Annotated in this window: 23 protein-coding genes and 1 riboswitch; of the genes, 11 read left to right on the top strand and 12 right to left on the bottom strand. The window is 55.3% G+C overall.

Annotation, left to right across the window (positions count from 1 at the left end):
- Window positions 1–15: 15 nt before the first annotated feature.
- The 3 genes from araD to araB form a co-directional block, all read right to left on the bottom strand.
- Window positions 16–711: an L-ribulose-5-phosphate 4-epimerase gene (gene araD, locus CKO_RS14195; RefSeq protein WP_012134107.1), complete on the bottom strand. Its 696-nt coding sequence runs from the start codon at window positions 709–711 to the stop codon at window positions 16–18.
- Between the two features lie 98 nt (window positions 712–809).
- Complete coding sequence (gene araA / locus CKO_RS14190) at window positions 810–2,312, bottom strand: L-arabinose isomerase (RefSeq protein WP_012134106.1); 1,503 nt, start codon at window positions 2,310–2,312, stop codon at window positions 810–812.
- A gap of 10 nt (window positions 2,313–2,322) precedes the next feature.
- Window positions 2,323–4,032, bottom strand: coding sequence for a ribulokinase (araB, locus tag CKO_RS14185; protein WP_012134105.1), 1,710 nt, complete (start codon window positions 4,030–4,032; stop codon window positions 2,323–2,325).
- 340 nt (window positions 4,033–4,372) lie between these two features.
- Here araB and araC point away from each other — a divergent pair, with 340 nt between their 5' ends.
- Window positions 4,373–5,218, top strand: coding sequence for an arabinose operon transcriptional regulator AraC (araC, locus tag CKO_RS14180; RefSeq protein ID WP_012134104.1), 846 nt, complete (start codon window positions 4,373–4,375; stop codon window positions 5,216–5,218).
- Between the two features lie 119 nt (window positions 5,219–5,337).
- Window positions 5,338–6,105 (top strand): DedA family protein, encoded by a 768-nt coding sequence (locus CKO_RS14175; RefSeq protein ID WP_012134103.1) that lies wholly within the window; start codon window positions 5,338–5,340, stop codon window positions 6,103–6,105.
- 92 nt (window positions 6,106–6,197) lie between these two features.
- Here the strand turns inward: CKO_RS14175 and thiQ are convergent, their stop codons facing one another.
- From thiQ to sgrR, 4 genes are all read right to left on the bottom strand, one after another.
- Window positions 6,198–6,896, bottom strand: a complete 699-nt coding sequence (thiQ, locus tag CKO_RS14170) for a thiamine ABC transporter ATP-binding protein ThiQ (RefSeq protein WP_012134102.1) — start codon at window positions 6,894–6,896, stop codon at window positions 6,198–6,200.
- The gene (gene thiP, locus CKO_RS14165) at window positions 6,880–8,490 is read right to left on the bottom strand and encodes a thiamine/thiamine pyrophosphate ABC transporter permease ThiP (protein WP_012134101.1); all 1,611 of its coding nucleotides are present in this window, start codon (window positions 8,488–8,490) and stop codon (window positions 6,880–6,882) included. The genes thiQ and thiP overlap by 17 nt, the downstream gene beginning before the upstream one ends.
- Window positions 8,466–9,449, bottom strand: a complete 984-nt coding sequence (thiB, locus tag CKO_RS14160) for a thiamine ABC transporter substrate binding subunit (RefSeq protein WP_024130714.1) — start codon at window positions 9,447–9,449, stop codon at window positions 8,466–8,468. The genes thiP and thiB overlap by 25 nt, the downstream gene beginning before the upstream one ends.
- Before the next feature lie 31 nt (window positions 9,450–9,480).
- A riboswitch (TPP riboswitch) is annotated at window positions 9,481–9,602 on the bottom strand.
- A 33-nt stretch (window positions 9,603–9,635) separates the two neighbouring features.
- Complete coding sequence (sgrR, locus tag CKO_RS14155) at window positions 9,636–11,291, bottom strand: HTH-type transcriptional regulator SgrR (protein WP_012134099.1); 1,656 nt, start codon at window positions 11,289–11,291, stop codon at window positions 9,636–9,638.
- Window positions 11,292–11,384: 93 nt separating this feature from the next.
- On the opposite strand from sgrR, the gene sgrT reads away from it, so the two are divergent.
- Complete coding sequence (sgrT, locus tag CKO_RS14150; RefSeq protein ID WP_024130713.1) at window positions 11,385–11,507, top strand: glucose uptake inhibitor SgrT; 123 nt, start codon at window positions 11,385–11,387, stop codon at window positions 11,505–11,507.
- A gap of 122 nt (window positions 11,508–11,629) precedes the next feature.
- Complete coding sequence (locus tag CKO_RS14145) at window positions 11,630–12,808, top strand: sugar efflux transporter (protein WP_012134096.1); 1,179 nt, start codon at window positions 11,630–11,632, stop codon at window positions 12,806–12,808.
- An 89-nt stretch (window positions 12,809–12,897) separates the two neighbouring features.
- Here CKO_RS14145 and leuD read toward each other — a convergent pair whose 3' ends face one another.
- From leuD to leuL, 5 genes are all read right to left on the bottom strand, one after another.
- A complete protein-coding gene (gene leuD / locus CKO_RS14140; RefSeq protein ID WP_012134094.1) occupies window positions 12,898–13,503 on the bottom strand; it encodes a 3-isopropylmalate dehydratase small subunit in 606 nt (201 codons plus the stop codon).
- A gap of 10 nt (window positions 13,504–13,513) precedes the next feature.
- Window positions 13,514–14,914 (bottom strand): 3-isopropylmalate dehydratase large subunit, encoded by a 1,401-nt coding sequence (leuC, locus tag CKO_RS14135; RefSeq protein ID WP_012134093.1) that lies wholly within the window; start codon window positions 14,912–14,914, stop codon window positions 13,514–13,516.
- Window positions 14,915–14,916: 2 nt separating this feature from the next.
- Window positions 14,917–16,008 carry a 3-isopropylmalate dehydrogenase gene (gene leuB / locus CKO_RS14130; RefSeq protein WP_012134092.1) on the bottom strand — a complete coding sequence of 364 codons (1,092 nt, stop codon included), beginning with the start codon at window positions 16,006–16,008 and terminating at the stop codon, window positions 14,917–14,919.
- Window positions 16,008–17,579, bottom strand: coding sequence for a 2-isopropylmalate synthase (gene leuA / locus CKO_RS14125; RefSeq protein WP_012134091.1), 1,572 nt, complete (start codon window positions 17,577–17,579; stop codon window positions 16,008–16,010). The genes leuB and leuA overlap by 1 nt, the downstream gene beginning before the upstream one ends.
- A gap of 90 nt (window positions 17,580–17,669) precedes the next feature.
- Window positions 17,670–17,756 (bottom strand): leu operon leader peptide, encoded by an 87-nt coding sequence (gene leuL, locus CKO_RS23370; RefSeq protein WP_047458945.1) that lies wholly within the window; start codon window positions 17,754–17,756, stop codon window positions 17,670–17,672.
- A 659-nt stretch (window positions 17,757–18,415) separates the two neighbouring features.
- Here leuL and leuO point away from each other — a divergent pair.
- The 7 genes from leuO to ftsL all read left to right on the top strand — a co-directional run bounded on the left by leuO (window position 18,416) and on the right by ftsL (window position 25,574).
- Window positions 18,416–19,360, top strand: coding sequence for a transcriptional regulator LeuO (gene leuO / locus CKO_RS14115; RefSeq protein ID WP_012134089.1), 945 nt, complete (start codon window positions 18,416–18,418; stop codon window positions 19,358–19,360).
- Window positions 19,361–19,678: 318 nt separating this feature from the next.
- Window positions 19,679–21,403: an acetolactate synthase 3 large subunit gene (gene ilvI / locus CKO_RS14110; protein WP_012134088.1), complete on the top strand. Its 1,725-nt coding sequence runs from the start codon at window positions 19,679–19,681 to the stop codon at window positions 21,401–21,403.
- Window positions 21,404–21,405: 2 nt separating this feature from the next.
- A complete protein-coding gene (ilvN, locus tag CKO_RS14105) occupies window positions 21,406–21,897 on the top strand; it encodes an acetolactate synthase small subunit (protein WP_003829566.1) in 492 nt (163 codons plus the stop codon).
- A gap of 265 nt (window positions 21,898–22,162) precedes the next feature.
- Entirely contained in the window at window positions 22,163–23,167 is a 1,005-nt protein-coding gene (gene cra, locus CKO_RS14100) for a catabolite repressor/activator (protein WP_024130712.1), read from the top strand.
- Window positions 23,168–23,809: 642 nt separating this feature from the next.
- Window positions 23,810–24,268, top strand: coding sequence for a division/cell wall cluster transcriptional repressor MraZ (gene mraZ, locus CKO_RS14095; RefSeq protein WP_012134081.1), 459 nt, complete (start codon window positions 23,810–23,812; stop codon window positions 24,266–24,268).
- Between the two features lie 2 nt (window positions 24,269–24,270).
- Entirely contained in the window at window positions 24,271–25,212 is a 942-nt protein-coding gene (gene rsmH, locus CKO_RS14090; RefSeq protein WP_024130711.1) for a 16S rRNA (cytosine(1402)-N(4))-methyltransferase RsmH, read from the top strand.
- Window positions 25,209–25,574, top strand: coding sequence for a cell division protein FtsL (ftsL, locus tag CKO_RS14085; protein WP_012134079.1), 366 nt, complete (start codon window positions 25,209–25,211; stop codon window positions 25,572–25,574). The genes rsmH and ftsL overlap by 4 nt, the downstream gene beginning before the upstream one ends.
- Window positions 25,575–25,583 lie beyond the last annotated feature (9 nt).

Below are 25,583 nucleotides of genomic sequence, written 5' to 3'. Positions count from 1 at the left end.
CCGTCGGGCTATCCATTACTGCCCGTAATAGGCCTTCGCCCCGTGTTTGCGCAGGTAGTGCTTATCCAGCAACGTTTGCTGCATATCCGGCAACTGTGGCGCAAGCTGGCGGCAGAAGATGCCCATACAGGCGACCTCCTCCAGCACAATGGCGTTATGCACCGCGTCTTCGGCGTTTTTGCCCCAGGTGAATGGACCGTGTGAATGCACCAGCACGCCCGGCATCTGCGCGGCATCGATACCCTGTTTTTCAAAGGTTTCGACGATGACGTTGCCCGTTTCCCATTCATATTCGCCGTTGATCTCCGCATCGGTCATTTTGCGCGTGCAGGGGATCGTGCCGTAAAAATAGTCCGCATGGGTCGTCCCCGTCGCCGGAATGGATTGCCCGGCCTGCGCCCAGATGGTCGCGTGGCGCGAATGGGTGTGGACGATGCCGCCAATCGACGGGAAAGACTGATACAACAGACGGTGGGTCGGCGTATCGGAGGAGGGTTTTTTCGTTCCTTCCACCACTTCACCCGTGGCAATGCTGACCACCACCATATCCTCTGCGCTCATCACGCTGTAGTCGACGCCGGAAGGTTTAATGATGAAGACGCCGCGCTCGCGATCGACGGCGCTGACGTTCCCCCAGGTGAGAGTCACCAGATTGTGTTTTGGCAGCGCCAGATTGGCTTCCAGTACCTGACGTTTGAGATCTTCTAACATAGCTGTCTCCACGCCGGATGGCGCTGCGCTTATCCGGCCTACAAGGTTGGTGCGACCTGTAGGCCGGATAAGGCATTTACGCCGCCATCCGGCAACTGTTAACGTTTGAAACCGTAATAAACTTCGTTCCAGCGCAGCGCGTCTTTAAAGGCGGGCAGGCGGGTATCGTTATCGATGACGGTGATTTCAATATCGTGCATCTCTGCGAACTGGCGCATATCGTTCAGATCCAGCGCATGGCTGAAGACGGTGTGGTGCGCGCCACCGGCGAGAATCCACGCTTCGGATGCGATGGTCAGATCCGGCTGGGCTTTCCACAGCGCGTTGGCGACCGGCAGCTTCGGCAGGTCATGCGGCGTTTTTACGGTGTCGATGCAGTTGACCAGCAGACGATAGCGATCGCCGAGGTCGATCAGGCTGGCGACGATCGCCGGGCCGGTTTGGGTGTTGAAGATCAGACGTGCGGGCGCGTCTTTACCTCCGATGCCGAGGTGCTGCACGTCGAGGATCGGTTTTTCTTCCACCGCGATAGACGGGCATACTTCCAGCATGTGCGAGCCGAGCACCAGATCGTTGCCCTTCTCAAAGTGGTAGGTGTAATCCTCCATAAATGAGGTGCCGCCCGGCAAACCGCCAGACATCACTTTCATGATGCGAAGCAGCGCGGCGGTTTTCCAGTCGCCTTCGCCAGCGAAACCGTAGCCCTGTTGCATCAGGCGCTGTACGGCCAGCCCTGGAAGCTGCTTCAGGCCGTGCAAATCTTCAAACGTCGTGGTGAACGCGTGGAAGCCGCCCTGTTCCAGAAAGCGCTTCATGCCCAGTTCAATACGCGCGGCTTCCAGCACGTTCTGCCGCTTGTCGCCGTGAATTTGCGTCGCGGGCGTCAGGGTATAGTGGCTTTCGTATTCATCCACCAGCGCGTTAATGTCGCCGTCGCTAACCGCATTCACGACCTGCACCAGGTCGCCCACTGCCCAGGTATTCACCGAGAAGCCGAACTTGATCTGCGCCGCCACTTTATCGCCGTCGGTCACGGCCACTTCACGCATGTTGTCGCCAAAGCGGCACACTTTCAGGTGGCGGGTGTCCTGTCTGGAGACCGCCTGGCGCATCCATGAGCCGATACGCGCGTGCGCGTGTTTATCCTGCCAGTGACCGGTCACTACCGCGTGCTGCTGGCGCATACGCGCGCCGATAAAACCAAACTCGCGTCCGCCATGTGCGGTCTGATTCAGGTTCATAAAGTCCATGTCGATGCTGTCCCACGGCAGGGCGGCATTGAACTGGGTGTGGAACTGCAACAGCGGCTTGTTGAGAATACTCAGCCCGTTAATCCACATTTTCGCGGGCGAGAAGGTGTGCAGCCAGACCACCAGGCCCGCACAGCGATCGTCATAACTGGCGTCACGACAAATCGCGGTGATCTCGTCAGGTGACGTCCCCAGCGGTTTCAGCACCAGTTTGCAGGGCAGTTTCGCTTCGGTATTCAGCGCCTTTACCACATGTTCGGCATGCTGAGTAACCTGGCGCAGCGTTTCAGAGCCATACAAATGCTGGCTGCCAATCACAAACCACACTTCATAGTTGTCAAAAATCGTCATTGTCGTGTCCTTAATGGGTCAGGGTTGCCTGGCTGACCGGGGTTTTTGGCGCCGGGGTGGCAGTCGGAAGATAGTGTTGTTCAGCGCTGACCGCCCACTGCCGGTAGCGCTGATAAAGCTGTTCGAAGCGTTGAGCCTGTTCCGGGCGCGGTTGCAGGGTGTTCTCTACGGCGCTGGCCATTTTTTGTTGTGCGGCAGGGATATCGACATGCGCTTTTGCGGCGACGGCGGCAAAAATGGCGGCGCCTAACGCGCAGCACTGGTCTGAGGCGACAATCTGTAGCGGGCGGTTGAGCACGTCGCAGCAGGCCTGCATGATCACCTGATTCTTACGGGCGATGCCGCCCAGCGCCATCACGTTGTTGACGGCAATGCCCTGTTCGGTAAAGCATTCCTGAATGGCGCGTGCGCCGAAGGCAGTGGCGGCGATCAGCCCGCCAAACAGCGCTGGCGCATCGGTGGCGAGATTCAGATCGCTAATCACCCCTTTCAGACGCTGATTAGCGTTCGGCGTGCGGCGACCGTTAAACCAGTCGAGCACCACGGGCAGATGATCCAGCGATGGATTCTTCGCCCACGCCTCGGTCAGCGTCGGGAGTAGCTGCTTTTGGCTGATGGCGATTTGGTCTTTCAGTTCAGGATGCTGCGCCGCAAGCTGCTCCAGCGGCCAGCCGAGAATGCGGCCAAACCAGGCATAGATATCGCCGAATGCCGACTGTCCCGCTTCCAGGCCAATAAAATCAGGCACGACGCTGCCGTCTACCTGGCCGCAAATGCCTTTCACCGCGCGGTCGCCGACGCTCTGCTTGTCGGCAATCAGAATGTCGCAGGTCGATGTGCCGATCACTTTCACCAGCGCATTCGGCTGCGCGCCCGCGCCAACCGCGCCCATATGGCAGTCAAACGCGCCGCCAGAGATGACCACGCTTTCCGGCAGGCCGAGGCGTTGCGCCCACTCCGCGCACAGCGTGCCAACTGGCAGATCGGCAGTGAAGGTATCGGTAAACAGCGGCCAGGCGAGGTGGCGGTTGATGATGGGATCGAGGTCATCGAAGAAACTGGCGGGCGGCAAACCGCCCCAGCTCTCATGCCACAGCGATTTATGTCCGGCGCTACAGCGACCACGGCGAATATCCTGCGGGCGCGTGGTGCCGGAGAGCAGGGCAGGCACCCAGTCGCACAGCTCAATCCAGGAGGCGGCGGCCTGCGCGACGGCGCTGTCCTGACGCGTAACGTGCAGAATTTTCGCCCAGAACCATTCGCTGGAGTAAATGCCGCCGATGTAGCGGGAATAATCGGTTTTGCCCGGCGTATGGCACAGGCGGGTGATGGCTTCCGCTTCTTCGACCGAGGTGTGATCTTTCCACAGGACGAACATCGCATTCGGGTTTTCGGCGAACTCAGGACGCAGCGCCAGTACGTGGCCGTCGACATCAATGGGGGCAGGGGTGGAGCCGGTGCTGTCGACGCCGATGCCGACCACCTCGCCACGCTGTGACGCACTCAGGGTCGTGAGGACGTTTTTCAACGCGGCTTCCATTGACTCTATGTAGTCGCGTGGATGATGGCGGAACTGGTTGTTCGGGGCGTCGCAATAGCACCCTTCCTGCCAGCGGGGATACCACTCTACGCAGGTGGCGATCTCTTCCCCGGTGGCGCAATCCACCGCCAGAGCACGAACTGAATCACTGCCAAAATCGAGGCCAATTGCAATCGCCATCGTCTTACTCCAATCGAAAAAAACAGGTATGGAGAAACAGTAGATAGCGGGGATAAAAACCGTCAGGCAGGATCCGCTAATCTTATGGATTAAAATGCTATGGCATTGCAAAGTGTGACGCCGTGCAAATATTCAATGTGGACATTTCTGTCGTAGTTATAGACACTTTTGTTACCCGTTTTTATCGCCTTCGCAATCGGCCTTTGTTACAAATCTCTTTTCGCAAGCGGGGTTGATGGTCCGTAACCGCAATGACGGCGGGGCGCAGAGGGGAAGGTGAAGATGTCTCACTCAATATGGACAATTGGTTTCTTCTCAGAACGCCGGGAGTATTGAATTTATGGCTGAAACGCAAAATGATCCCCTGCTGCCGGGTTATTCGTTTAATGCGCATCTGGTTGCCGGGCTGACGCCTATTGAGGCGAACGGCTATCTGGATTTTTTTATCGACCGCCCGCTGGGGATGAAGGGGTATATCCTTAATCTTACGATTCGCGGGGAAGGGGTGATCAATAACCACGGCAAACAGTTTGTCTGCCGTCCGGGGGATATTTTGCTGTTTCCGCCTGGTGAGGTACACCACTACGGTCGCCATCCCAATGCGAGCGAATGGTATCACCAGTGGGTGTACTTCCGACCGCGCGCCTACTGGCAGGAGTGGCTCACCTGGCCGACGATTTTTGCGCAGACCGGTTTTTTCCGCCCTGACGAAGCGCACCAGCCGCGCTTTAATGAGCTTTTTGGTCAAATCATCAATGCCGGGCAGGGGGAAGGGCGCTACTCTGAACTGCTGGCGATTAACCTGCTGGAGCAGCTTCTGCTGCGACGTATGGAGGCGATCAATGAATCGTTGCATCCGCCGATGGACAGCCGAGTGCGCGACGCCTGTCAGTACATCAGCGATCATCTGGCGGACAGCCAGTTTGATATTGCCAGCGTGGCGCAGCACGTCTGTCTGTCGCCGTCCCGCCTGTCGCACCTGTTCCGCCAACAGTTAGGCATTAGCGTACTGAGCTGGCGCGAGGATCAGCGTATCAGCCAGGCGAAGCTGCTGCTCAGCACGACGCGGATGCCGATAGCCACCGTCGGGCGCAATGTCGGGTTTGACGATCAGCTTTATTTCTCTCGCGTCTTTAAAAAATGTACCGGGGCCAGCCCGAGCGAGTTCCGCGCTGGTTGTGAATAAAAAGTGAATGATGTGTCTGCAAAGATGTCATAACGCGTAATCTATTCAGACAATTGGCGACTTGACGAAGCGAGTGAGGGTTAGCAGAATCGCTGCTTCGTAAATCTGACGGACACATTATGCAAGCATTGCTGGAACACTTTATTCTCCAATCCGCTCTGTACTCGCTAATTGCGGTGGCGCTGGTGGCCTTTCTGGAGTCGCTGGCGTTGGTCGGTCTGATTCTGCCCGGTACGGTGATGATGGCGGGGCTGGGGGCGCTTATCGGCAGCGGTGAGCTGAATTTCTGGCATGCGTGGCTGGCGGGCATTATCGGTTGCCTGCTGGGGGACTGGATCTCCTTCTGGTTGGGCTGGCGCTTCAAAAAGCCGCTGCATCGCTGGTCTTTTATGAAAAAGAACAAAGCGCTGCTGGACAAAACCGAACACGCGCTGCATCAACACAGCATGTTCACTATTCTGGTCGGGCGTTTTGTCGGCCCGACGCGGCCGCTGGTGCCGATGGTGGCGGGGATGCTGGATCTGCCCGTCGCGAAATTTATCGTGCCGAATATTATTGGCTGCGTGCTGTGGCCGCCGTTCTATTTCTTGCCGGGGATTCTGGCGGGCGCTGCGATCGACATTCCGGCCGATATGCAGAGCGGCTATTTCAAATGGCTGTTGTTGGCAACGGCGCTGCTGCTGTGGCTGGCGGCCTGGCTGTGCTGGCGGTTATGGCGTAGCGGTAAGGCTGCCGCCGATCGCTTAACGCCGTTTTTACCGCGAGGCCGCCTGTTATGGCTGGCGCCGGTGATGCTCGGCGCGGGCATTGTCGCGCTGGTGATGCTGCTTCGTCATCCGCTGATGCCGGTGTATATCGATATTCTGCGTAAAGTTGTGGGTTACTGAGGAATCTTTTGCCGGATGGCGCTGACGCTTATCCGGCCTACAACGGATGCCTGTCCGTAGGCCCGGTAAGCGCAGCGCCACCGGGCACCCCATTACGCTTTAATGCCCAGCAATGCTGAGGCGCTGGCCTGACCGCTTAATAACTCATCCGTTTTGCCCTGCCATGCGATACGCCCGTCGGCCACGACAATCGAGCGTGACGCAATGCGCGCGGCATCCTCCACGCTATGTGACACCATCAGCAGGGTTAATTGCTGGTCGCGGCAGACGTCGCTGACCAGCGTCAGCATCTCCTGACGCAGGGCGGGATCGAGAGCGGAAAACGGCTCGTCGAGCAGCAATACCGGTTGTTCGCGCACCAGGCAGCGCGCAAGCGCCACGCGTTGACGTTGCCCGCCGGAAAGCTCGCCCGGCAGGCGCTCCAGCAGATTTTCGATCCCCATCTGGCGTGCAATATGATGCAGCTTCTCCCGCTGAGCCGCGTTCAGCTTTAGCCCAGGGTTTAACCCCAGCCCGATGTTCTGCCGCACGTTGAGGTGGCTGAACAGATTATTTTCCTGAAACAGCATGGAAACGGGACGGCGGGAGGGCGGTGTCGTGGTGTGATCCTGACCTTCAATCATTATTGTGCCGCTGGCCGGTGTCAGAAACCCGGCGATTAAATTCAGCAACGTACTTTTCCCGGCGCCGCTTGGCCCGAGAACTGCCACCTGTTCACCGCGCGCTACCGACAGTGTAAAGCGCATGGGCAAATGGTGATAAAGCCAGGTGATATCAGTCAGTTTTAACATTTCGCCCCGGTAATTTTTCGATAACGGTAAACAGCATAAAGCAGAGCATCAGCAGTAATAATGCGGTAACCGCGCCGTCCTGGCTGCGATAGGAGCCAATTTGCTGATACAGATAAAACGGCAGCGTGCGGAAATCGTCGTTGCCAAACAGCGCCACCACGCCAAAATCACCGATGGAGAGCACGCAGGCAAAGGCCAGCGCCTGCGCCAGAGGGCGTTTCAGGGCGCGCAGTTCCACCACCTTCAGTCGCGACCATCCCTCAATGCCCAATGACTGACACAGCATACTGTAGCGTGCGGTCACGTCGCGCATGGGGTTTTCCAGCACTTTTAGCGCATAGGGAATCGCCATTAGCGCGTTGGTGAAAATCACAATACCGTCAGCCGACTCCGGTAGTCCAATGCTGTTGTTGAGCAGTAAAAAGAAGCCGGTCGCCAGCACGATGCCGGGCATAGCAAGGATCAACATCCCGCTCAGTTCCAGCGCCTGGCCTGCCAGTACCTGCTGGCGGGCGCGCAGTTCGCGGCTGCTCCATAAAAGCATCATCGTCAGGATGACGCACAGCACTCCCGCCGCCAGCGCAATGCGCAGAGAGGTCCACAGCGCCTGCCACAAAATGGGTTGCGCCAGCACGTCCAGCAGGCTGCGATTGACGCCATCAATAATAACCGCCAGCAGCGGCGGGAGAAGCAACAGCAGCGCCAGGGCGATCAGCAGGCTGTCCGTCAGGCGGCTGTGGAGCCGATCGTCAGGGTCGCGCCAGCCTTGCACCAGCGTGACGCCGGGGGCAATGGCTTTACTCAGCCGCTGGCTCAGCAGCACCAGCGCCAGACAACATATCATCTGGATCAGCGCCAGCATGGCCGCACGGGCAGGATCGTAGTCGTAGCTCAGCGCCTGATAGATGGCCAGCTCGATAGTGGTAGCCTGCGGGCCGCCGCCAAGTGACAACACGGTGGCGAAACTGGCGAAACAGAGCATAAAAATCAGCGCCGCCACCGGCGGGATTTGACGACGCATCCACGGCCATTCAACAAAGCGGAAGAAGTGCCAGCCGCGCATACCTAGCTGCGCGGCGAGCTGTCGCTGTTCGCCGGGAATGTTTTCCAGCGCCTGAAGCAGCAGGCGGCTTGCCATCGGCAGGTTAAAAAAGACGTGCGCCAGTAAAATCCCCTGCAAGCCGTAGGGCGAGAAATGCCACTCCAGCCCCAGCGTATGCCACAGCGAGGCCAGCCAGCCCTGACGACCGTAGACGCTGAGGATACCGAAAACGGCGACCAGCACCGGTAAAATCAGCGTCATGGCGCACAGGCGCAATAACGCAAGACGTCCGGGAAAACGGCGACGATAGAGCGCTCTGGCGAGGAAAATCGCCGGGATGACGGAGAGCAGCGCCGACAGGAACGCCTGCCAGAACGAGAAACGCACGACGTGCCACAGGTAGCTGTCCTGCCACAGCGACGACCATTCACCCTGCGGCGCGTTAAGCCATAGCGCCAGAAATGCCGCCAGAGCCACTGCCACCATCAGCGCGGCGGCAGAAAGCCCGGGTATCAGCCAGCCGGGAATTAGTGGCTGACGGCGCGTTGCCATTCGCTAATCCATGCCTGACGCTGGGATGCCACTTCCGCAGGCGTAAATTCCAGCGTGGTGGATGGCTTCGTCAGTTGTTCAAATCCTGCGGGCAGGGCGACGTCAGCGACCGGATACATCCAGTTGCCGGTGGGAATGGCGTTCTGGAATGCTGGTGAAACCATAAACTTGAGGAATTTTTCTGCCAGTTCCGGCTGTTTGCTGGCGGCAGTGCGCGCAGCTACTTCCACTTGCAGGTAATGACCTTCGCTGAAGCTGGCGGCGGCGTAGTTATCTTTCTTCTCTTCGATGATGTGATACGCCGGAGAGGTGGTGTAGCTCAGCACCAGATCGCTTTCGCCTTTCAGGAACAGGCCGTAGGATTCGCTCCAGCCTTTGGTAACGGTGACCGTTTTGGCCGCCAGTTTTTGCCAGGCTTCCGGCGCGTTATCGCCGTAGACTTTCTGCATCCACAGCAGCAGACCCAGCCCCGGTGTACTGGTACGCGGGTCCTGATAAATCACGCGCCATTTCCGATCGCTCTCTACCAGTTCTTTCAGGCTTTTCGGTGGGTTTTTCAGTTTGTTTTTGTCATAGATGAAGGCGAAGTAGCCATAATCAAACGGCACGAATGTGTCGTTATGCCAGCCGCCTGGCACGTTAACCGCATCAGGCGCAATGCCGCTTTTCGCGAACAGGCGGGTTTGCGTGGCGGCTTCCAGCAGGTTGTTGTCCAGGCCAAGCACCACGTCGGCTTTGCTGTTTTTCCCTTCCATTCGCAGGCGGTTGAGCAGCGACACGCCATCTTCCAGCGCCACCAGCTTCAGTTCGCAATCACAGTCAGCTTCAAAGGCTTTTTTGATTGTCGGGCCAGGCCCCCAGTCGGCCGCGAAGGAGTCATAGGTATAGACGGTCAGAACAGGTTTGGCGAAGGCAGGCGCTGCGCACAGGAGTAGCAAGGGAAGACATTTTTTTAACACTTTGCACCTCATAAAGTGGGTGGCAAAGGACTTGAGAAGCAGTCTCAAATCCCTTCGCCGGCGTTATCCGGATCAGGTTCGACGGGTATTTTCTCAGCCCATACACTTCACGAATGGTTTTGCGTATGTTTATCAGCACCCCGTTGAGGACGGCGTTAGTGTAGTGATTTTGTTGCTAAGCGGCAATCATGGGTCGGGTGGCGCAAACCATGCCGATTTAAAGTCAAACCAGCCAAGGGTGTTCATACGTAGCCCGCGCATACTGCGCTGCCCCTGGATAATCAGCCAGTGGTGGATCAGCGGGACGATCGCTTTACTGGCGAGCAATTGCTGGCACCACACTGCCAGGTTCATCTCGCCGTTTCGCCACTGCGCGGCGTCGCCCTCCCAGTCCAGCGGGATGCAATGCTGCAACAGCGGGACTTCGCACAGGTGCGCAAACAGGGAAAAATCGAGCGGTAGCGTAAAGTTGGCGCTGTTGAGCCAGATGTCGCTTGTGACCTCCCCCGCATGCCATTGATCGTAGTCGATCTCATGGATATCCAGATGTACCTGATGTTCAGCCAGCAGCTGGCTCATGATCTGCGCGATCACCCGATGTTCAATGTGGTCGTGGTAGTAGGTCAGCGTGATCGTCTCCAGCCCGGCGGGTTTTTCGCCGTGTCCCGGGCGGGCATGGTGCCAGCGGGGCAGTAATCCGTAAGCCGGGAACCAGTGGCGCTGGTATTGCTCGTCGGCATAGAAGAGCAAATTGCTGGGGGAGAGCACGCGGCTTATCCACTCTCTGACTTCCTGATTCGCGCCGCGATTCGTCCGGGCGTCGAACAGCATATAGTAGCAGCCCTCTTCCAGCCGGCTTTCGATGGCTTTTTCATCTTCGGTCGGCCCTTTTAACGTCAGACCGCCGTTCGGCTCGTCGCCAATGTCCGGCAATACCCAGACGTTCACTTCATCAATCAGCGCCCGATAGCCGAAGAAATCATCAAAGGCGTGGATTTTTAACTGGTTGCGCGTATTACGCATCACCGCGTAAGGGCCGGTGCCGATCGGATGGCTGGAGAAATTATTCAGCGTTTCCCACTCCCGCGGCAGGATCATCGCCGGAACCTGACCCAGCAGCCACGGCAGCCAGCGATCCGGCTGCGACAGGTGAATATCCAGCGTCCAGGCGGTGGGGGAGACTATCTCGGTAATGTGCGAGTAGAGCGGCAGGGCGTTGATGCGCGTCAGTGAGGCAATGACATCCTCCATCTCCAGCTCACGTCCGTGATGGAAGTGAATCCCCGGACGAAGAAAAAAACGCCACTGCAAAGGGGAAATCTGTTGCCAGTGGTGAGCAATATCGGCTTCCAGTTCCCCATTTTCCTCATTTACGCGCGTCAGTGCGCTGAAAATTTGCCGGGCGATATGGGTTTCTGAACGACGCAATGCGGTGCCAGGCAGCAGGTTGTGCATTGGACGATAGTAGAGCACGCGCAGAATATGCCGCCCCTGGCGAAAGCTGCGCCCCAGGTGGGACACCAGCATTTGCCGCACGGCGGTTTTGTCGCCCACCAGCTGTACCAGCTGGTCGATGCGATCTTGCTCCAGCAGGTCTTCCGCCCGCTGCTGCTGTAGCGCCAGCCCGGTATAGAGGAAGGTCAGACGGGAGCGTTTCCCGCGTCCGACCTCCGCCTCCCACGTCAACCAGCCACGTTCCTGCATGGTATTCAGCAGCGTACGCATATGGCGGCGGGAGCAGCTCAGCAGGTCCGCCAGCTCGTTGAGCGTGGTGTCTTGCGTTTTGCCGTCGCAGCATTGCCACAGACGGATGAACTGTTGTTGCAGACGACCTGAAGACATAAAAGGGGAACTCCTGCGCAAAACTCAGCAATTTTACTATCCCCATATTAGGTCAATAATGGATTCCGATGAAGCAATATGGAGAGGTCTTCGATGCGTCAGTTTTATTTGAAGTACTTTACCGCGACAGAAGGGTTGTCCTGGTTGGCTTGTCCGAGCGCGCCGCAGCGCTTAAAGATGCTTGAAGAACTGATGCAGTGGGAGGTGACTGCCTGACCTCGGATTTCCGAATTGCAGACATCATGTGTGACTGAGTATTGGTGTTTATCGCCGCGCCAGCAGATAATTCCTGCTGGCTTTTTTCGTTTCGGCTGCGTTTAGACATAAAAAGGGAAAGTATGCTCTGGTTAATGACGATGGGACGGCGCCTCAACGGTGTTTATGCCGCTTTTATGCTGGTTGCCTTTATGATGGGCGTGGCGGGAGCGTTGCAGGCACCGACGCTGAGCCTGTTTTTGAGTCGTGAAGTCGGTGCGCAGCCGTTCTGGGTCGGCCTTTTTTACACGGTCAACGCGATTGCCGGGATTCTGGTCAGCCTTGCATTAGCAAAACGCTCGGACAGTAAAGGCGATCGCCGTAAGCTGATTATGTTCTGCTGCCTGATGGCGATTGGCAACGCGCTACTGTTCGCCTTCAATCGCCATTATCTCACCCTGATCACCTGCGGCGTGTTATTCGCGTCGCTGGCCAATACCGCCATGCCGCAGCTATTTGCGTTGGCGCGGGAATATGCCGATAACTCCGCGCGTGAAGTGGTGATGTTCAGCTCGGTAATGCGTGCGCAGCTTTCACTGGCATGGGTGATTGGCCCGCCGCTGGCTTTTATGCTGGCGCTGAACTATGGCTTCACGGCGATGTTTTCCATTGCCGCCGGCATATTCGCCATCAGCCTGGCGTTGATTGCTTTTATTCTGCCCTCGGTGGCGCGCGTTGAGCAGCCTGCCGATGTTCCGGTCACGGAAGCGGGCGGCTGGCAGGATAAAAACGTCCGTATGCTGTTTATCGCCTCCACGCTGATGTGGACCTGCAACACCATGTACATCATTGATATGCCGCTATGGATAAGCCTTGAGCTGGGTTTACCGGATAAACTGGCCGGAATATTGATGGGAACCGCAGCAGGTCTGGAGATCCCGGCGATGATTCTGGCTGGCTACTCGGTGAAGCGCTTCGGTAAGCGGCGGATGATGGTTATCGCCGTGGCTGCGGGGGTACTGTTTTATCTCGGCCTGATTTTCTTTCACAGCCAGACGGCGTTGCTTATCCTGCAACTGTTTAACGCGGTGTTTATCGGCATTGTGGCGGGGATTGGTATGCTGTGGTTTCAGGATTTAATGCCTGGCCGCGCCGGTTCAGCTACCACGCTGTTTACCAACAGTATCTCCACGGGAGTGATTCTGGCGGGGGTGATTCAGGGCGCGGTCGCGCAAAGCTACGGGCATTTCGCTGTTTACTGGGTGATAGCGGCGATTTCGCTGGTGGCGCTGGTGATGACCGGGCGGGTGAAGGATGTGTAAAAAATGCCGGATGACGGCTTCGCCTTATCCGGCCTACACAGAGTGACAGGCCGGATAAACGAAGTGCTATCCGGCAGGTATGCTGAGAATCAGCGCATAAACGACGGTTGTTTCTCTTCGTATGCCGCAATTGCGCTTTCGTGTTGCAACGTCAGGCCGATGCTGTCCAGACCGTTCAACATGCAGTGGCGGCGGAAGTCGTCGATTTTAAAGCTGTAGGTCTTATCGCCCGCTTTTACTACCTGCGCTTCCAGATCCACTTCAAATTTAATCCCCGGATTGGCTTTCACCAGGGCGAACAGTTCATCGACCTCTTCATCGCTCAGTTTTACCGGCAGCAGCTGGTTGTTAAAGCTGTTGCCATAGAAGATATCCGCGAAGCTCGGCGCGATGACCACTTTAAAGCCGTAATCAGTCAGCGCCCACGGCGCGTGCTCGCGCGATGAACCGCAGCCGAAGTTTTCCCGCGCCAGCAGAATCGATGCGCCTTTATATTCCGGGAAGTTCAGCACGAACTCCGGGTTCGGCTGCTGACCCTTTTCATCCAGAAAACGCCAGTCATTGAACAGATGCGCGCCAAAACCGGTGCGGGTGACTTTCTGTAAAAACTGTTTCGGTATAATCGCGTCGGTATCGACGTTAGCAGCATCCAGCGGGACGACCAGGCCGGTGTGTTGGGTAAATTTCTCTGCCATGGTGTGCTCCTTATTTGATGCTGCGAATATCGGCGAAATGACCGGTGACGGCGGCAGCGGCAGCCATCGCCGGGCTAACCAGATGCGTGCGTCCGCCGCGCCCCTGACGACCTTCAAAGTTACGGTTGCTGGTGGAGGCGCAGCGCTCGCCCGGATTCAGACGGTCGTTGTTCATCGCCAGACACATGGAACAGCCTGGTAAACGCCATTCAAAACCGGCTTCGATAAAGATCTTATCCAGACCTTCCGCCTCTGCCTGCGCTTTTACCGGGCCGGAGCCGGGAACCACCAGAGCCTGAACGCCCGGTGCAACTTTACGCCCTTTGGCGATTTCCGCCGCCGCGCGTAAATCTTCAATACGCGAGTTGGTGCAGGAACCGATAAACACTTTGTCGATCGCCACGTCGGTTAACGGAATGCCCGGTTTCAGCCCCATATAGGCCAGCGCTTTTTCGGCGCTTGCGCGCTCGACAGGATCGGCAAACGAGGCCGGATCGGGGATATTGTCGTTGACGGAGATAACCTGACCCGGGTTGGTTCCCCAGGTAACCTGCGGCGCAATGTCTTCCGCTTGCAGGGTCACGACGGTATCGAACGTTGCGCCGTCGTCGGTTTTCAGGGTTTTCCAGTATGCGACGGCATCGTCAAAATCGCTGCCTTTCGGGGCGTGCAGACGCCCTTTTACGTAGTTGAAGGTGGTGTCATCCGGCGCGACCAGACCGGCTTTGGCGCCCATCTCGATCGCCATGTTGCACAGGGTCATACGACCTTCCATGCTCAGATTGCGAATTGCTTCGCCGCAGAACTCGACCACATGGCCCGTACCGCCCGCGCTGCCGGTTTTACCGATAATCGCCAGCACGATATCTTTCGCCGTAATGCCCGGCGCAGCCGTGCCTTTCACCTCAATCTTCATGGTTTTTGCGCGGCCCTGTTTCAGGGTCTGCGTCGCCAGAACGTGTTCAACTTCGGAGGTGCCGATGCCAAACGCCAGCGCGCCGAATGCGCCGTGCGTGGCGGTATGGGAATCGCCGCAAACAATGGTCATCCCCGGTAAGGTCACGCCCTGTTCCGGCCCCATTACGTGGACGATCCCCTGATACGGGTGGTTCAGGTCATACAGCTCCACGCCGAACGCTTTGCAGTTTTTGATCAACTCCTGCATCTGAATCCGCGCCATCTCGCCAGAGGCGTTGATGTCTTTGGTTTGCGTAGAGACGTTATGATCCATCGTCGCGAAGGTTTTACCGGGCTGGCGAACCGGGCGGCCGTGGGCGCGCAGGCCGTCAAACGCCTGCGGAGAGGTCACTTCATGCACCAGATGCCTGTCGATGTACAGCAGCGGGGTTTCGTTCTGCGCCTCATAAACCACATGCGCATCGAACAATTTTTCATACAACGTTTTAGCCATGATTACACCCCTTCGGCGACATAACGGGCAATGATGTCGCCCATCTCATCAGTACTGACAGCGGCAGCGCCACGGGCTAAATCACCGGTGCGAATACCTTCTTCTAATGCGCGGTTAATAGCGCTTTCAATGGCCGTTGCCGCATCGTCGGCATCCAGGCTGTAACGCAGCAGTAACGCCAGCGACAGGATCTGCGCGATCGGGTTGGCGATGTTTTTCCCGGCGATATCCGGCGCAGAACCGCCCGCAGGTTCATACAGGCCGAAACCCTGCTCGTTCAGGCTGGCGGAAGGCAACATCCCCATTGAGCCGGTGATCATCGCGCATTCGTCAGACAGAATGTCGCCAAACAGGTTGGAGCACAGCAGCACGTCAAACTGAGAGGGATCTTTAATCAACTGCATCGTGGCATTGTCGATGTACATGTGCGCCAGTTCGACATCCGGGTACGCTTTGGCGACCTCATTGACGATCTCGCGCCACAGAATGGATGTTTGCAGGACGTTGGCTTTGTCGATCGACGTAACCTTACGGCGACGTTTACGCGCCGATTCGAAGGCGATGCGCGCAATACGTTCGATTTCAAAACGGTGATACACCTCGGTATCGAAGGCTTTTTCATGTTGCCCGCTACCTTCGCGGCCTTTCGGCTGACCAAAATAGATCCCGCCGGTCAATTCACGCACGCACAGGATGTCGAAACCGTTGGCCGCGATGTCGGCGCGCAGCGGACAGAAGGCTTCCAGCCCCTGGTACAGCTTTGCCGGACGCAGGTTGCTAAACAATTTGAAGTGTTTACGCAGCGGCAGCAATGCGCCGCGTTCCGGTTGGCTGTCCGGCGGCAGATTTTCCCATTTCGGGCCGCCGACGGAGCCAAACAGAATGGCATCCGCCTGTTCACAGCCTTCAACGGTCGCCTTCGGCAGCGGTTGACCATGGTTGTCGATAGCGGCGCCGCCGACATCGTAATGGCTGGTGGTAATGCGCATGGCAAAACGACTGCGAACGGCTTCCAGGACTTTCAGGGCTTGCGCCATCACTTCCGGGCCAATACCGTCACCCGGCAAAACAGCAATATGGTAATTCTTCGACATCACACGGTTTCCTTATTGTTCTCTTTATTCTGAGCTTTGCGTTGCAATTCTTTTTCGACTTCGGCGGCGCGCCAGATGTTGTTCAGGACATGCACCATCGCTTTCGCGGAGGATTCGACGATATCGGTCGCCAGACCGACCCCGTGGAAGCGACGGCCGTTATAGTTGGCGACGATATCCACCTGGCCCAGCGCATCTTTGCCGTGGCCTTTCGCCGACAGGCTGTATTTCACCAGTTCGATGTTGTAATCGGTGATGCGGTTGATGGCCTGGTAAATGGCATCGACCGGGCCGTTGCCGTTCGCGGCTTCCGCTTTGATGTCGTCGCCGCAGGCCAGTTTGACGGAGGCCGTGGCGATATCGTTAGAGCCGGACTGCACGCTGAAATAGTCCAGACGGAAATGCTCTGGCTCTTCCTGTTGTTTATTGATGAAGGCCAGCGCCTCCAGGTCGTAATCGAATACCTGACCTTTTTTATCCGCCAGCTTCAGGAAAGCGTCGTACAGGTTATCCAGATTGTATTCACTCTCTTTATAGCCCATCTCGTCCATACGGTGTTTTACGGCCGCACGCCCGGAGCGAGAGGTCAGGTTCAACTGGATCTGGTTCAGGCCGATAGACTCTGGCGTCATGATTTCGTAGTTTTCACGGTTTTTCAGCACGCCGTCCTGGTGAATGCCGGAGGAGTGGGCGAATGCGCCGCTGCCGACAATCGCTTTGTTCGCCGGGATTGGCATGTTGCAGATCTGACTGACCAACTGGCTGGTGCGCCAGATCTCCTGGTGATTGATGCGGGTATGCACATTCAGAATGTCCTGGCGTACCTTGATCGCCATGATGACTTCTTCCAGCGAGCAGTTACCGGCACGTTCGCCGATACCGTTCATGGCGCCTTCAACCTGACGCGCGCCCGCGTGGACAGCCGCCAGCGCGTTGCCGACGCCCAGACCTAAATCATCATGGGTATGTACGGAGATGATGGCCTTGTCGATATTCGGTACGCGCTCATACAGCCCGGAAATAATACCGCCGAACTCGAAGGGCATGGTGTAGCCCACAGTATCGGGAATGTTGATTGTTTTCGCGCCCGCATTGATCGCCGCTTCCACGACGCGAGCGAGATCGTCAATCGGGGTACGGCCTGCGTCTTCACATGAGAACTCCACGTCATCAGTGTAATTACGTGCACGCTTAACCATATAGATAGCACGCTCAATCACTTCATCCAGCGTGCTGCGCAGCTTGGTGGCGATATGCATCGGCGAGGTGGCGATAAAGGTATGGATGCGGAAAGCGTCCGCGACCTTCAGTGATTCTGCCGCGACGTCGATATCTTTTTCCACGCAGCGGGCTAACGCGCAAACGCGGCTGTTTTTGACCTGGCGGGCGATAGTCTGTACCGACTCAAAATCGCCAGGTGAAGAGACGGGAAAACCCACTTCCATCACATCGACGCCCATACGTTCAAGGGCCAGGGCAATTTGCAGCTTTTCTTTCACACTCAGGCTAGCCTGTAACGCCTGTTCACCGTCGCGTAAAGTGGTATCGAAAATAATGACTTGCTGGCTCATGGTTTAGGTCCTTGTCTCTTTAGGGCGCCTTGCTTCGAGCATAAAAAAACCCGCGCAACGGCGCGGGTTTTTAATCTTACTGATGCTGACTTAATGCTGAATGTCGCTCACCAGTCTACCGCGCAACGAAGATGCGTTTAGTAGTAGTAGACCGTTAAAGCGAGCGATACGAATCATTAAATCAACTCCAGATGAATGCGATATGCTTTTAGTGGTACTGGATACGCTGCGCGATGTCAACCCTGTTGCAGATAAACCCTCCCATGCAGAGGGGATCTTGCGTTCTGTACTTTAGCTAATTGTGCTGAACTTTCAGGCGAATGCAAAATAAATCGACAGGAGGTGCGTACATACTTTTCACTGTTTGACATATTTGAGCATGTTTATTTGCAACTACAGCAAGCTGAAAGGGGGGTAAAGGTATTGCAAAGGTCGTACTTATCTTTTTGATTTTATTTATTTTTATATCTTTCGTGAATAAATTAATGAATCCGTTGCACTCGTTATTGATAAATTATTGTTAAGAGTAAAAGCACAACTAATATAAACAATTAATTAAAACTTAATTTATTATTCACCAAAAGCATGATTGTATATTCGCCACGCTTATGTTTATATTGCTTTTGTAATTTAAACATTATGAATCATCGTGCTGTGGCCTCTGCCGTATTGTACTGGCATGGGCTTTCGCCTTTTCCTGAACGATGCCTTTATGTTTTCCTAATTTTTATGTTTTCTCTTTTTCTTATTTTATATGCATGATAAATCATATTTCCTGAGATTATTTCTGCATTTCGTCAAGAAAAAGGGAGTTTAGTGTGACAGTGGAGTTAACTATGCCAGAGATAGAAATAGATAAACCGCATCCGATAGAAATGGTTAAGCCTCAGCTTCGTATGGTTGATCTGAATTTACTGACCGTCTTTGACGCCGTGATGCAAGAGCAGAATATCACGCGGGCGGCCCACTCCCTGGGGATGTCGCAGCCTGCCGTCAGTAATGCGGTGGCGCGTCTGAAAGTCATGTTTAATGACGAGCTGTTTGTCCGGTACGGACGCGGTATCCAGCCAACGGCGCGCGCTTATCAGCTATTTGGTTCCGTTCGCCAGGCGTTACAGTTGGTGCAAAATGAGTTGCCCGGTTCAGGTTTTGAACCCGCCAGCAGCGAGCGTGTATTCCATCTTTGCGTGTGCAGCCCGCTGGATAATATTCTGACGTCGCTTATTTATAATCGCGTTGAAAAGATTGCGCCGAATATTCATGTCGTTTTTAAATCATCGTTAAATCAAAATACGGAACATCAGCTGCGTTATCAGGAAACGGAATTTGTTATTGGGTATGAAGAGTTTCGCCGTCCTGAGTTTACCAGCGTATCGTTATTTAAAGATGAAATGGTGCTGGTCGCCAGCAGAAAACATCCGCGTATCAGCGGTCCGTTGCTGGAGAGCGATGTTTATAATGAACAACATGCGGTCGTTTCACTCGATCGTTATGCCTCGTTTAGCCAGCCGTGGTATGACACGCCAGACAGACAAAGCTGCATCGCTTATCAGGGAATGGCATTGATCAGCGTGCTTAATGTTGTCTCTCAAACGCAACTGGTGGCAGTTGCGCCGCGTTGGTTAGCCGATGAATTTGCCGAGTCATTAGCGTTACAGATATTACCGTTGCCTTTAAAACTGAATAGCCGGACCTGTTATCTTTCCTGGCATGATGCCGCGGGTCGGGATAAGGGTCATCAATGGATGGAAGAGTTATTGGTTTCTGTCTGTCAAAAGTGAATACGGGCGGAATAAATCAGAGTGAAATATCTGGTTTATTCTGCTTTTTCGTCTGTGTGTGAAATTTTATACTGAATTGTGCATTCAGGCGCTTTACGCATATCGCAAAAAATGGCGATATTGCTGTAAGTCCCCATTTTTAAGCGATTATTTATCATCACATCTGCTTATCCTGGTGTAATTCGCCGTTTCTTCTGCGCTTTCATCTCATTTATTCTTATTTATCTTCGAACGACGACATCAGCCTGAATTGCCTGCGTCATGGTGAGCAGTTAATGTGTTAGCAAAAGGTAAATCATCATAATAGTGGAGCAAGCCATGGAGATGTTGTCTGGAGCCGAGATGGTCGTCCGATCGCTCATCGATCAGGGCGTGAAGCAGGTATTCGGTTATCCCGGGGGCGCGGTCCTCGATATTTATGATGCGCTGCACACGGTCGGTGGTATCGATCATGTGCTTGTCCGTCATGAACAAGCGGCTGTGCATATGGCGGATGGCCTGGCACGGGCAACAGGTGAAGTCGGGGTCGTTCTGGTCACTTCCGGGCCAGGCGCCACGAATGCGATCACCGGTATTGCCACGGCCTATATGGACTCCATTCCTCTGGTCATCCTTTCCGGGCAAGTGGCGACGTCGTTGATTGGCTATGACGCCTTTCAGGAATGCGACATGGTGGGGATCTCACGTCCGGTGGTGAAACACAGCTTCCTCGTTAAACAGACGGAAGACATCCCGCAGGTGCTGAAAAAAGCGTTCTGGCTGGCGGCAAGCGGGCGTCCTGGACCCGTGGTCGTGGACCTCCCGAAAGATATTCTGAATCCGGCGAAAAAGTTGCCTTACGTCTGGCCGGAGTCGGTCAGTATGCGCTCTTATAACCCGACCACGACAGGGCATAAAGGGCAGATTAAGCGCGCGCTGCAAACGCTGGCGGCGGCAAAAAAACCGGTGGTCTACGTCGGCGGCGGTGCAGTGAATGCGGGTTGTCATGAACAACTGCGGCAAACCATTGAAGCGCTCAACCTGCCGGTCGTCTCGTCGCTGATGGGGCTGGGCGCATTCCCGGCCACGCATCGTCAGTCGTTAGGGATGCTGGGGATGCACGGCACCTATGAAGCCAACATGACCATGCATCATTCCGATGTGATTTTTGCCGTCGGGGTGCGTTTTGACGATCGCACGACCAATAATCTGGCGAAATACTGCCCGAATGCGACCGTGCTGCATATCGATATCGATCCGACCTCTATCTCTAAAACCGTGACGGCGGATATTCCCATTGTGGGCGATGCGCGCCTGGTTCTGGAGCAAATGCTGGAATTACTGCCGCAGGAAGTCGCGCAGCAGCCGCTGGATGATATTCGCGACTGGTGGCAACACATTGAACGCTGGCGCGCCCGTCAGTGCCTGAAATATGACACCCAAAGCGAGAGCATTAAACCGCAGGCGGTGATCGAGGCTATCTGGCGTCTGACGAAAGGCGATGCGTATGTCACTTCTGATGTCGGTCAGCACCAGATGTTCGCCGCGCTCTACTACCCCTTTGATAAGCCGCGTCGCTGGATTAACTCCGGCGGTCTCGGCACGATGGGCTTTGGCCTGCCAGCGGCCCTGGGCGTGAAGATGGCGCTGCCGGATGAAACGGTGGTGTGCGTCACGGGAGATGGCAGCATTCAGATGAACATTCAGGAGCTGTCGACGGCGCTGCAATATGAACTGCCGGTGCTGGTGCTCAACCTTAACAACCGCTATCTCGGCATGGTCAAACAGTGGCAGGACATGATCTACTCCGGGCGCCACTCCCAGTCTTACATGCAGTCGCTGCCCGATTTTGTACGCCTTGCCGAGGCTTATGGGCATATCGGTATCCAGATTAATCATCCAGATGAACTGGAGAGCAAGCTGGGCGAAGCGCTGGAACATGTGCGTAACCATCGTCTGGTGTTTGTCGATGTCACCGTCGATGGCAGTGAGCATGTCTACCCGATGCAGATTCGTGGGGGCGGGATGGATGAAATGTGGTTAAGCAAAACGGAGAGGACCTGATTATGCGCCGGATATTATCAGTATTGCTGGAAAACGAGTCGGGTGCATTGTCGCGTGTGATTGGCCTCTTCGCCCAGCGTGGATACAACATTGAAAGCCTTACCGTCGCGCCGACCGACGATCCGACGTTATCGCGTATGACCATCCAGACGGTTGGCGATGAGAAAGTTCTGGAGCAAATTGAAAAGCAACTGCACAAGCTGGTGGATGTTCTGCGCGTAAGCGAACTTGGGCAGGGCGCGCACGTTGAGCGAGAAATCATGCTGGTGAAGATTCAGGCCAGCGGATACGGAAGGGAAGAGGTGAAGCGCAACACGGAGATTTTCCGTGGGCAGATTATTGATGTCACGCCTTCTATTTATACCGTCCAGCTGGCAGGCACCAGCGATAAGCTGGACGCGTTTCTGGCGACGCTGCGTGAAGTGGCGAAAATTGTTGAAGTTGCTCGTTCCGGCGTCGTCGGGCTTTCGCGCGGCGACAAGATCATGCGTTAGTCATTGTGTTGTCTTTCAATTGTAGGCCTGATAAGCGAAGCGCCATCAGGCCATTATACCCTGCCGGATGGCGCTAATGCTTATCCGGCCTACAGGCGACGTCTCAACCTCCGCCGACGCTACCCGTTGGCTTTTTTTTGCGAAATCAGTGGTAACCCGGAATAAAAGCGGTTGCCGCAGTCACTATTCTGCGCTTAGATGTTAAGAAATTTAACCCATGCCGTCACAATGGTTATGGTTTGTACATTTTACGCAAGGGGCAATTGTGAAACTGGATGAAATCGCTCGGCTGGCCGGTGTATCGCGAACGACTGCAAGCTACGTTATTAACGGAAAAGCAAAGCAATACCGCGTGAGCGACAAGACCGTCGAGAAAGTCATGGCGGTGGTGCGTGAGCATAATTACCACCCGAATGCTGTGGCCGCCGGGCTGCGTGCTGGACGCACACGTTCTATCGGACTGGTCATTCCCGATCTGGAGAACACGAGTTATACCCGTATCGCAAACTACCTGGAGCGCCAGGCGCGCCAGCGAGGTTATCAACTGCTGATTGCCTGCTCAGAAGATCAGCCGGATAACGAAATGCGGTGTATCGAACATCTTCTACAACGCCAGGTGGATGCGATCATTGTATCGACCTCGTTACCGCCGGAGCATCCGTTCTACCAGCGCTGGGCCAATGGTTCCTTCCCCATCGTGGCGCTGGATCGCGCGCTGGATCGCGAACATTTCACCAGCGTTGTCGGGGCGGATCAGGATGATGCGGAAATGCTGGCGGCAGAGTTACGTAAATTCCCGGCGGAAACGGTGCTTTACCTGGGCGCGTTGCCGGAGCTGTCCGTCAGTTTCCTGCGCGAGCAGGGGTTCCGTACCGCATGGAAAGACGATCCGCGCGAAGTACACTATCTGTATGCCAACAGCTACGAGCGGGAAGCGGCGGCGCAGCTGTTCGAAAAATGGCTGGAAACTCACCCGATGCCGCAGGCGCTGTTTACCACGTCGTTTGCGCTCTTGCAGGGCGTGATGGATGTAACGTTACGTCGTGACGGGAAGCTGCCTTCCAACCTGGCGATCGCCACCTTTGGCGATAATGAGCTGCTCGACTTCTTGCAGTGTCCGGTTCTGGCGGTCGCACAGCGTCATCGTGATGTTGCTGAACGCGTCCTGGAGATCGTCCTGGCCAGCCTGGATGAGCCGCGTAAACCGAAGCCAGGTTTAACGCGAATCAAACGTAATTTGTACCGTCGCGGTATTCTTAGCCGCAGTTAGTCCATTTCTGTATGCCGGATAAGGCGGTTATGCCGCCATCTGGCAAATCGCCCGGCGCGTTGTCGCTGACCGGGCAAATATTCACCTGCCAACAATACTCACACCATAATTAAGATTATTCCTTAGAATTATCCGACTTATCTTTCAAATATGCTGATTTTAAACCTGTCGATACCGACTTCAGGTTTATTGAGACGTCGTATTGAACCCGTTTTGTATTATTTTGTTACATGCGGGCGACGAATTGCCGAATTAACAAACACTTTTTTTCGATGTGGCCTCTACGTCGCGGCTGGCTTGTCGGTGCGGGGCGTAGAGAGCGATAAACAGGTACTGTTATCTCGCTGCATATTGTCCTAAAATGCCGCTCGCGTCGCAAACTGACACTTTATATTTTTATCAGATGATATTGAGTCGTTTTAAACGGTGATGAGTTTTTGGATCTTTTTTCTTACAAATATTCATGACGTTAATTTGCTTCGCTCGTTGGACGGAATTTAATCAACGCTGATATTAGCCGTATACATTGGGTTTTTTACTCCGGTAAGCGTCCTGACTTGCTTGACAAGCTTTTCCTCCGCTCCGTAAACTCCTTTAAGTGGGAATTTGTGGGGCAAAGTGGTAATAAGGGGTGAGGCTGGCATGTTCCGGGGAGCAACGTTAGTCAATCTCGACAGTAAGGGGCGCTTATCTGTGCCCACCCGTTACCGGGATCAACTGATCGAGAACGCTACCGGTCAAATGGTTTGTACCATTGACATCCATCACCCGTGCCTGCTGCTTTACCCCCTGCCTGAATGGGAAATTATCGAGCAAAAATTATCGCGTCTGTCGAGCATGAACCCGGTTGAGCGCCGCGTGCAGCGTTTACTGTTGGGGCATGCCAGCGAATGTCAGATGGATAGCGCGGGTCGCTTATTGATCGCGCCGATTCTGCGGCAACATGCCGGGCTGACGAAAGAAGTGATGCTGGTTGGACAGTTCAATAAGTTTGAACTGTGGGATGAAACGACCTGGTATCAACAGGTCAAGGAAGATATCGACGCTGAGCAGTCAGTAACCGAAACCTTGTCGGAACGACTGCAGGACTTGTCTCTATAATGATGATGGAAAATTTTAAACACACTACGGTGCTGTTGGACGAGGCCGTAAACGGTCTGAACATTCGCCCTGACGGCATCTACATTGATGGGACATTTGGTCGCGGCGGCCACTCACGTCTGATCCTCTCCCGGCTTGGCGAAGAGGGACGTTTGCTGGCGATCGATCGCGATCCGCAGGCTATTGCCGAAGCCCAGGCCATCAATGATCCTCGCTTCTCCATCATTCATGGACCTTTCTCTGCGCTTGCTGATTATGTAAGTGAGCGCGAACTTATCGGCAAGATCGACGGGATTCTCCTTGATCTTGGCGTCTCTTCACCGCAACTCGATGATGCCGAACGTGGTTTTTCTTTTATGCGCGATGGCCCGCTGGATATGCGTATGGACCCAACGCGCGGTCAGTCTGCCGCAGAATGGCTGCAAACCGCGGAAGAAGCCGATATTGCCTGGGTGCTGAAAACCTTTGGCGAAGAGCGTTTTGCGAAACGTATTGCCCGCGCCATTGTGGAGCGCAACCGCGAACAGCCCATGACCCGCACCAAAGAACTGGCGGAAGTGGTCGCAGCGGCGACGCCGGTGAAGGACAAATTCAAACATCCCGCGACCCGTACCTTCCAGGCGGTGCGCATTTGGGTGAACAGTGAACTGGAGGAGATAGAGCAGGCGCTAAAAAGCTCGCTCAGCGTGCTGGCCCCGGGTGGGCGGCTTTCCATTATCAGTTTCCACTCGCTGGAAGACCGTATTGTGAAGCGCTTTATGCGTGAGCAAAGCCGCGGTCCACAGGTTCCAGCAGGGTTGCCGATGACGGAAGAGCAGCTCAAAAAACTGGGCGGTCGTGAGCTAAGAGCATTAGGCAAGTTGATGCCGGGCGAAGAAGAAGTGGCGGAAAATCCACGCGCCCGTAGTTCAGTTCTGCGTATTGCAGAGAGGACGAACGCATGATCAGCAGAGTGACAGAAGCCCTGAGCAAAGTGAAGGGATCGACGGGAATCACCAATCGCCATGCTTTGCCTGGCGTGATCGGTGACGATCTTTTGCGATTTGGGAAGCTGCCACTCTGCCTGTTCATTTGCATTATTTTAACGGCGGTCACCGTCGTGACAACGGCGCACCATACGCGCCTGTTAACCGCGCAGCGCGAGCAACTGGTGCTGGAGCGTGATGCGCTGGATATCGAATGGCGCAACCTGATTCTTGAAGAAAACGCGCTCGGCGATCATAGCCGGGTAGAACGGATCGCAACGGAAAAGTTGCAGATGCAGCATGTCGATCCCTCACAAGAAAATATCGTAGTGCAAAAATAAGGATAAACG

The sequence above is a fragment of the Citrobacter koseri ATCC BAA-895 genome, assembly GCF_000018045.1.
GTDB lineage: Bacteria > Pseudomonadota > Gammaproteobacteria > Enterobacterales > Enterobacteriaceae > Citrobacter_B > Citrobacter_B koseri.
The sequence above is the reverse complement of the archived record's forward strand: the minus strand, read 5'-3'. Positions and strand labels throughout refer to the sequence as shown.

What these genes read in the sequence shown, in the direction of transcription:
- leuO (WP_012134089.1), top strand. Translation starts at nt 18,416, where the DNA reads ATGCCAGAGATAGAAATAGATAAACCGCATCCGATAGAAATGGTTAAG.
- leuL (WP_047458945.1), bottom strand. Translation starts at nt 17,756, where the DNA reads ATGATTCGTATCGCTCGCTTTAACGGTCTACTACTACTAAACGCATCT.
- araB (WP_012134105.1), bottom strand. Translation starts at nt 4,032, where the DNA reads ATGGCGATTGCAATTGGCCTCGATTTTGGCAGTGATTCAGTTCGTGCT.
- CKO_RS14175 (WP_012134103.1), top strand. Translation starts at nt 5,338, where the DNA reads ATGCAAGCATTGCTGGAACACTTTATTCTCCAATCCGCTCTGTACTCG.
- leuC (WP_012134093.1), bottom strand. Translation starts at nt 14,914, where the DNA reads ATGGCTAAAACGTTGTATGAAAAATTGTTCGATGCGCATGTGGTTTAT.
- mraZ (WP_012134081.1), top strand. Translation starts at nt 23,810, where the DNA reads ATGTTCCGGGGAGCAACGTTAGTCAATCTCGACAGTAAGGGGCGCTTA.
- ilvI (WP_012134088.1), top strand. Translation starts at nt 19,679, where the DNA reads ATGGAGATGTTGTCTGGAGCCGAGATGGTCGTCCGATCGCTCATCGAT.
- sgrR (WP_012134099.1), bottom strand. Translation starts at nt 11,291, where the DNA reads ATGTCTTCAGGTCGTCTGCAACAACAGTTCATCCGTCTGTGGCAATGC.
- CKO_RS14145 (WP_012134096.1), top strand. Translation starts at nt 11,630, where the DNA reads ATGCTCTGGTTAATGACGATGGGACGGCGCCTCAACGGTGTTTATGCC.
- leuA (WP_012134091.1), bottom strand. Translation starts at nt 17,579, where the DNA reads ATGAGCCAGCAAGTCATTATTTTCGATACCACTTTACGCGACGGTGAA.
- rsmH (WP_024130711.1), top strand. Translation starts at nt 24,271, where the DNA reads ATGATGGAAAATTTTAAACACACTACGGTGCTGTTGGACGAGGCCGTA.
- araC (WP_012134104.1), top strand. Translation starts at nt 4,373, where the DNA reads ATGGCTGAAACGCAAAATGATCCCCTGCTGCCGGGTTATTCGTTTAAT.
- ilvN (WP_003829566.1), top strand. Translation starts at nt 21,406, where the DNA reads ATGCGCCGGATATTATCAGTATTGCTGGAAAACGAGTCGGGTGCATTG.
- araA (WP_012134106.1), bottom strand. Translation starts at nt 2,312, where the DNA reads ATGACGATTTTTGACAACTATGAAGTGTGGTTTGTGATTGGCAGCCAG.
- leuB (WP_012134092.1), bottom strand. Translation starts at nt 16,008, where the DNA reads ATGTCGAAGAATTACCATATTGCTGTTTTGCCGGGTGACGGTATTGGC.
- ftsL (WP_012134079.1), top strand. Translation starts at nt 25,209, where the DNA reads ATGATCAGCAGAGTGACAGAAGCCCTGAGCAAAGTGAAGGGATCGACG.
- araD (WP_012134107.1), bottom strand. Translation starts at nt 711, where the DNA reads ATGTTAGAAGATCTCAAACGTCAGGTACTGGAAGCCAATCTGGCGCTG.
- thiQ (WP_012134102.1), bottom strand. Translation starts at nt 6,896, where the DNA reads ATGTTAAAACTGACTGATATCACCTGGCTTTATCACCATTTGCCCATG.
- sgrT (WP_024130713.1), top strand. Translation starts at nt 11,385, where the DNA reads ATGCGTCAGTTTTATTTGAAGTACTTTACCGCGACAGAAGGGTTGTCC.
- thiP (WP_012134101.1), bottom strand. Translation starts at nt 8,490, where the DNA reads ATGGCAACGCGCCGTCAGCCACTAATTCCCGGCTGGCTGATACCCGGG.
- leuD (WP_012134094.1), bottom strand. Translation starts at nt 13,503, where the DNA reads ATGGCAGAGAAATTTACCCAACACACCGGCCTGGTCGTCCCGCTGGAT.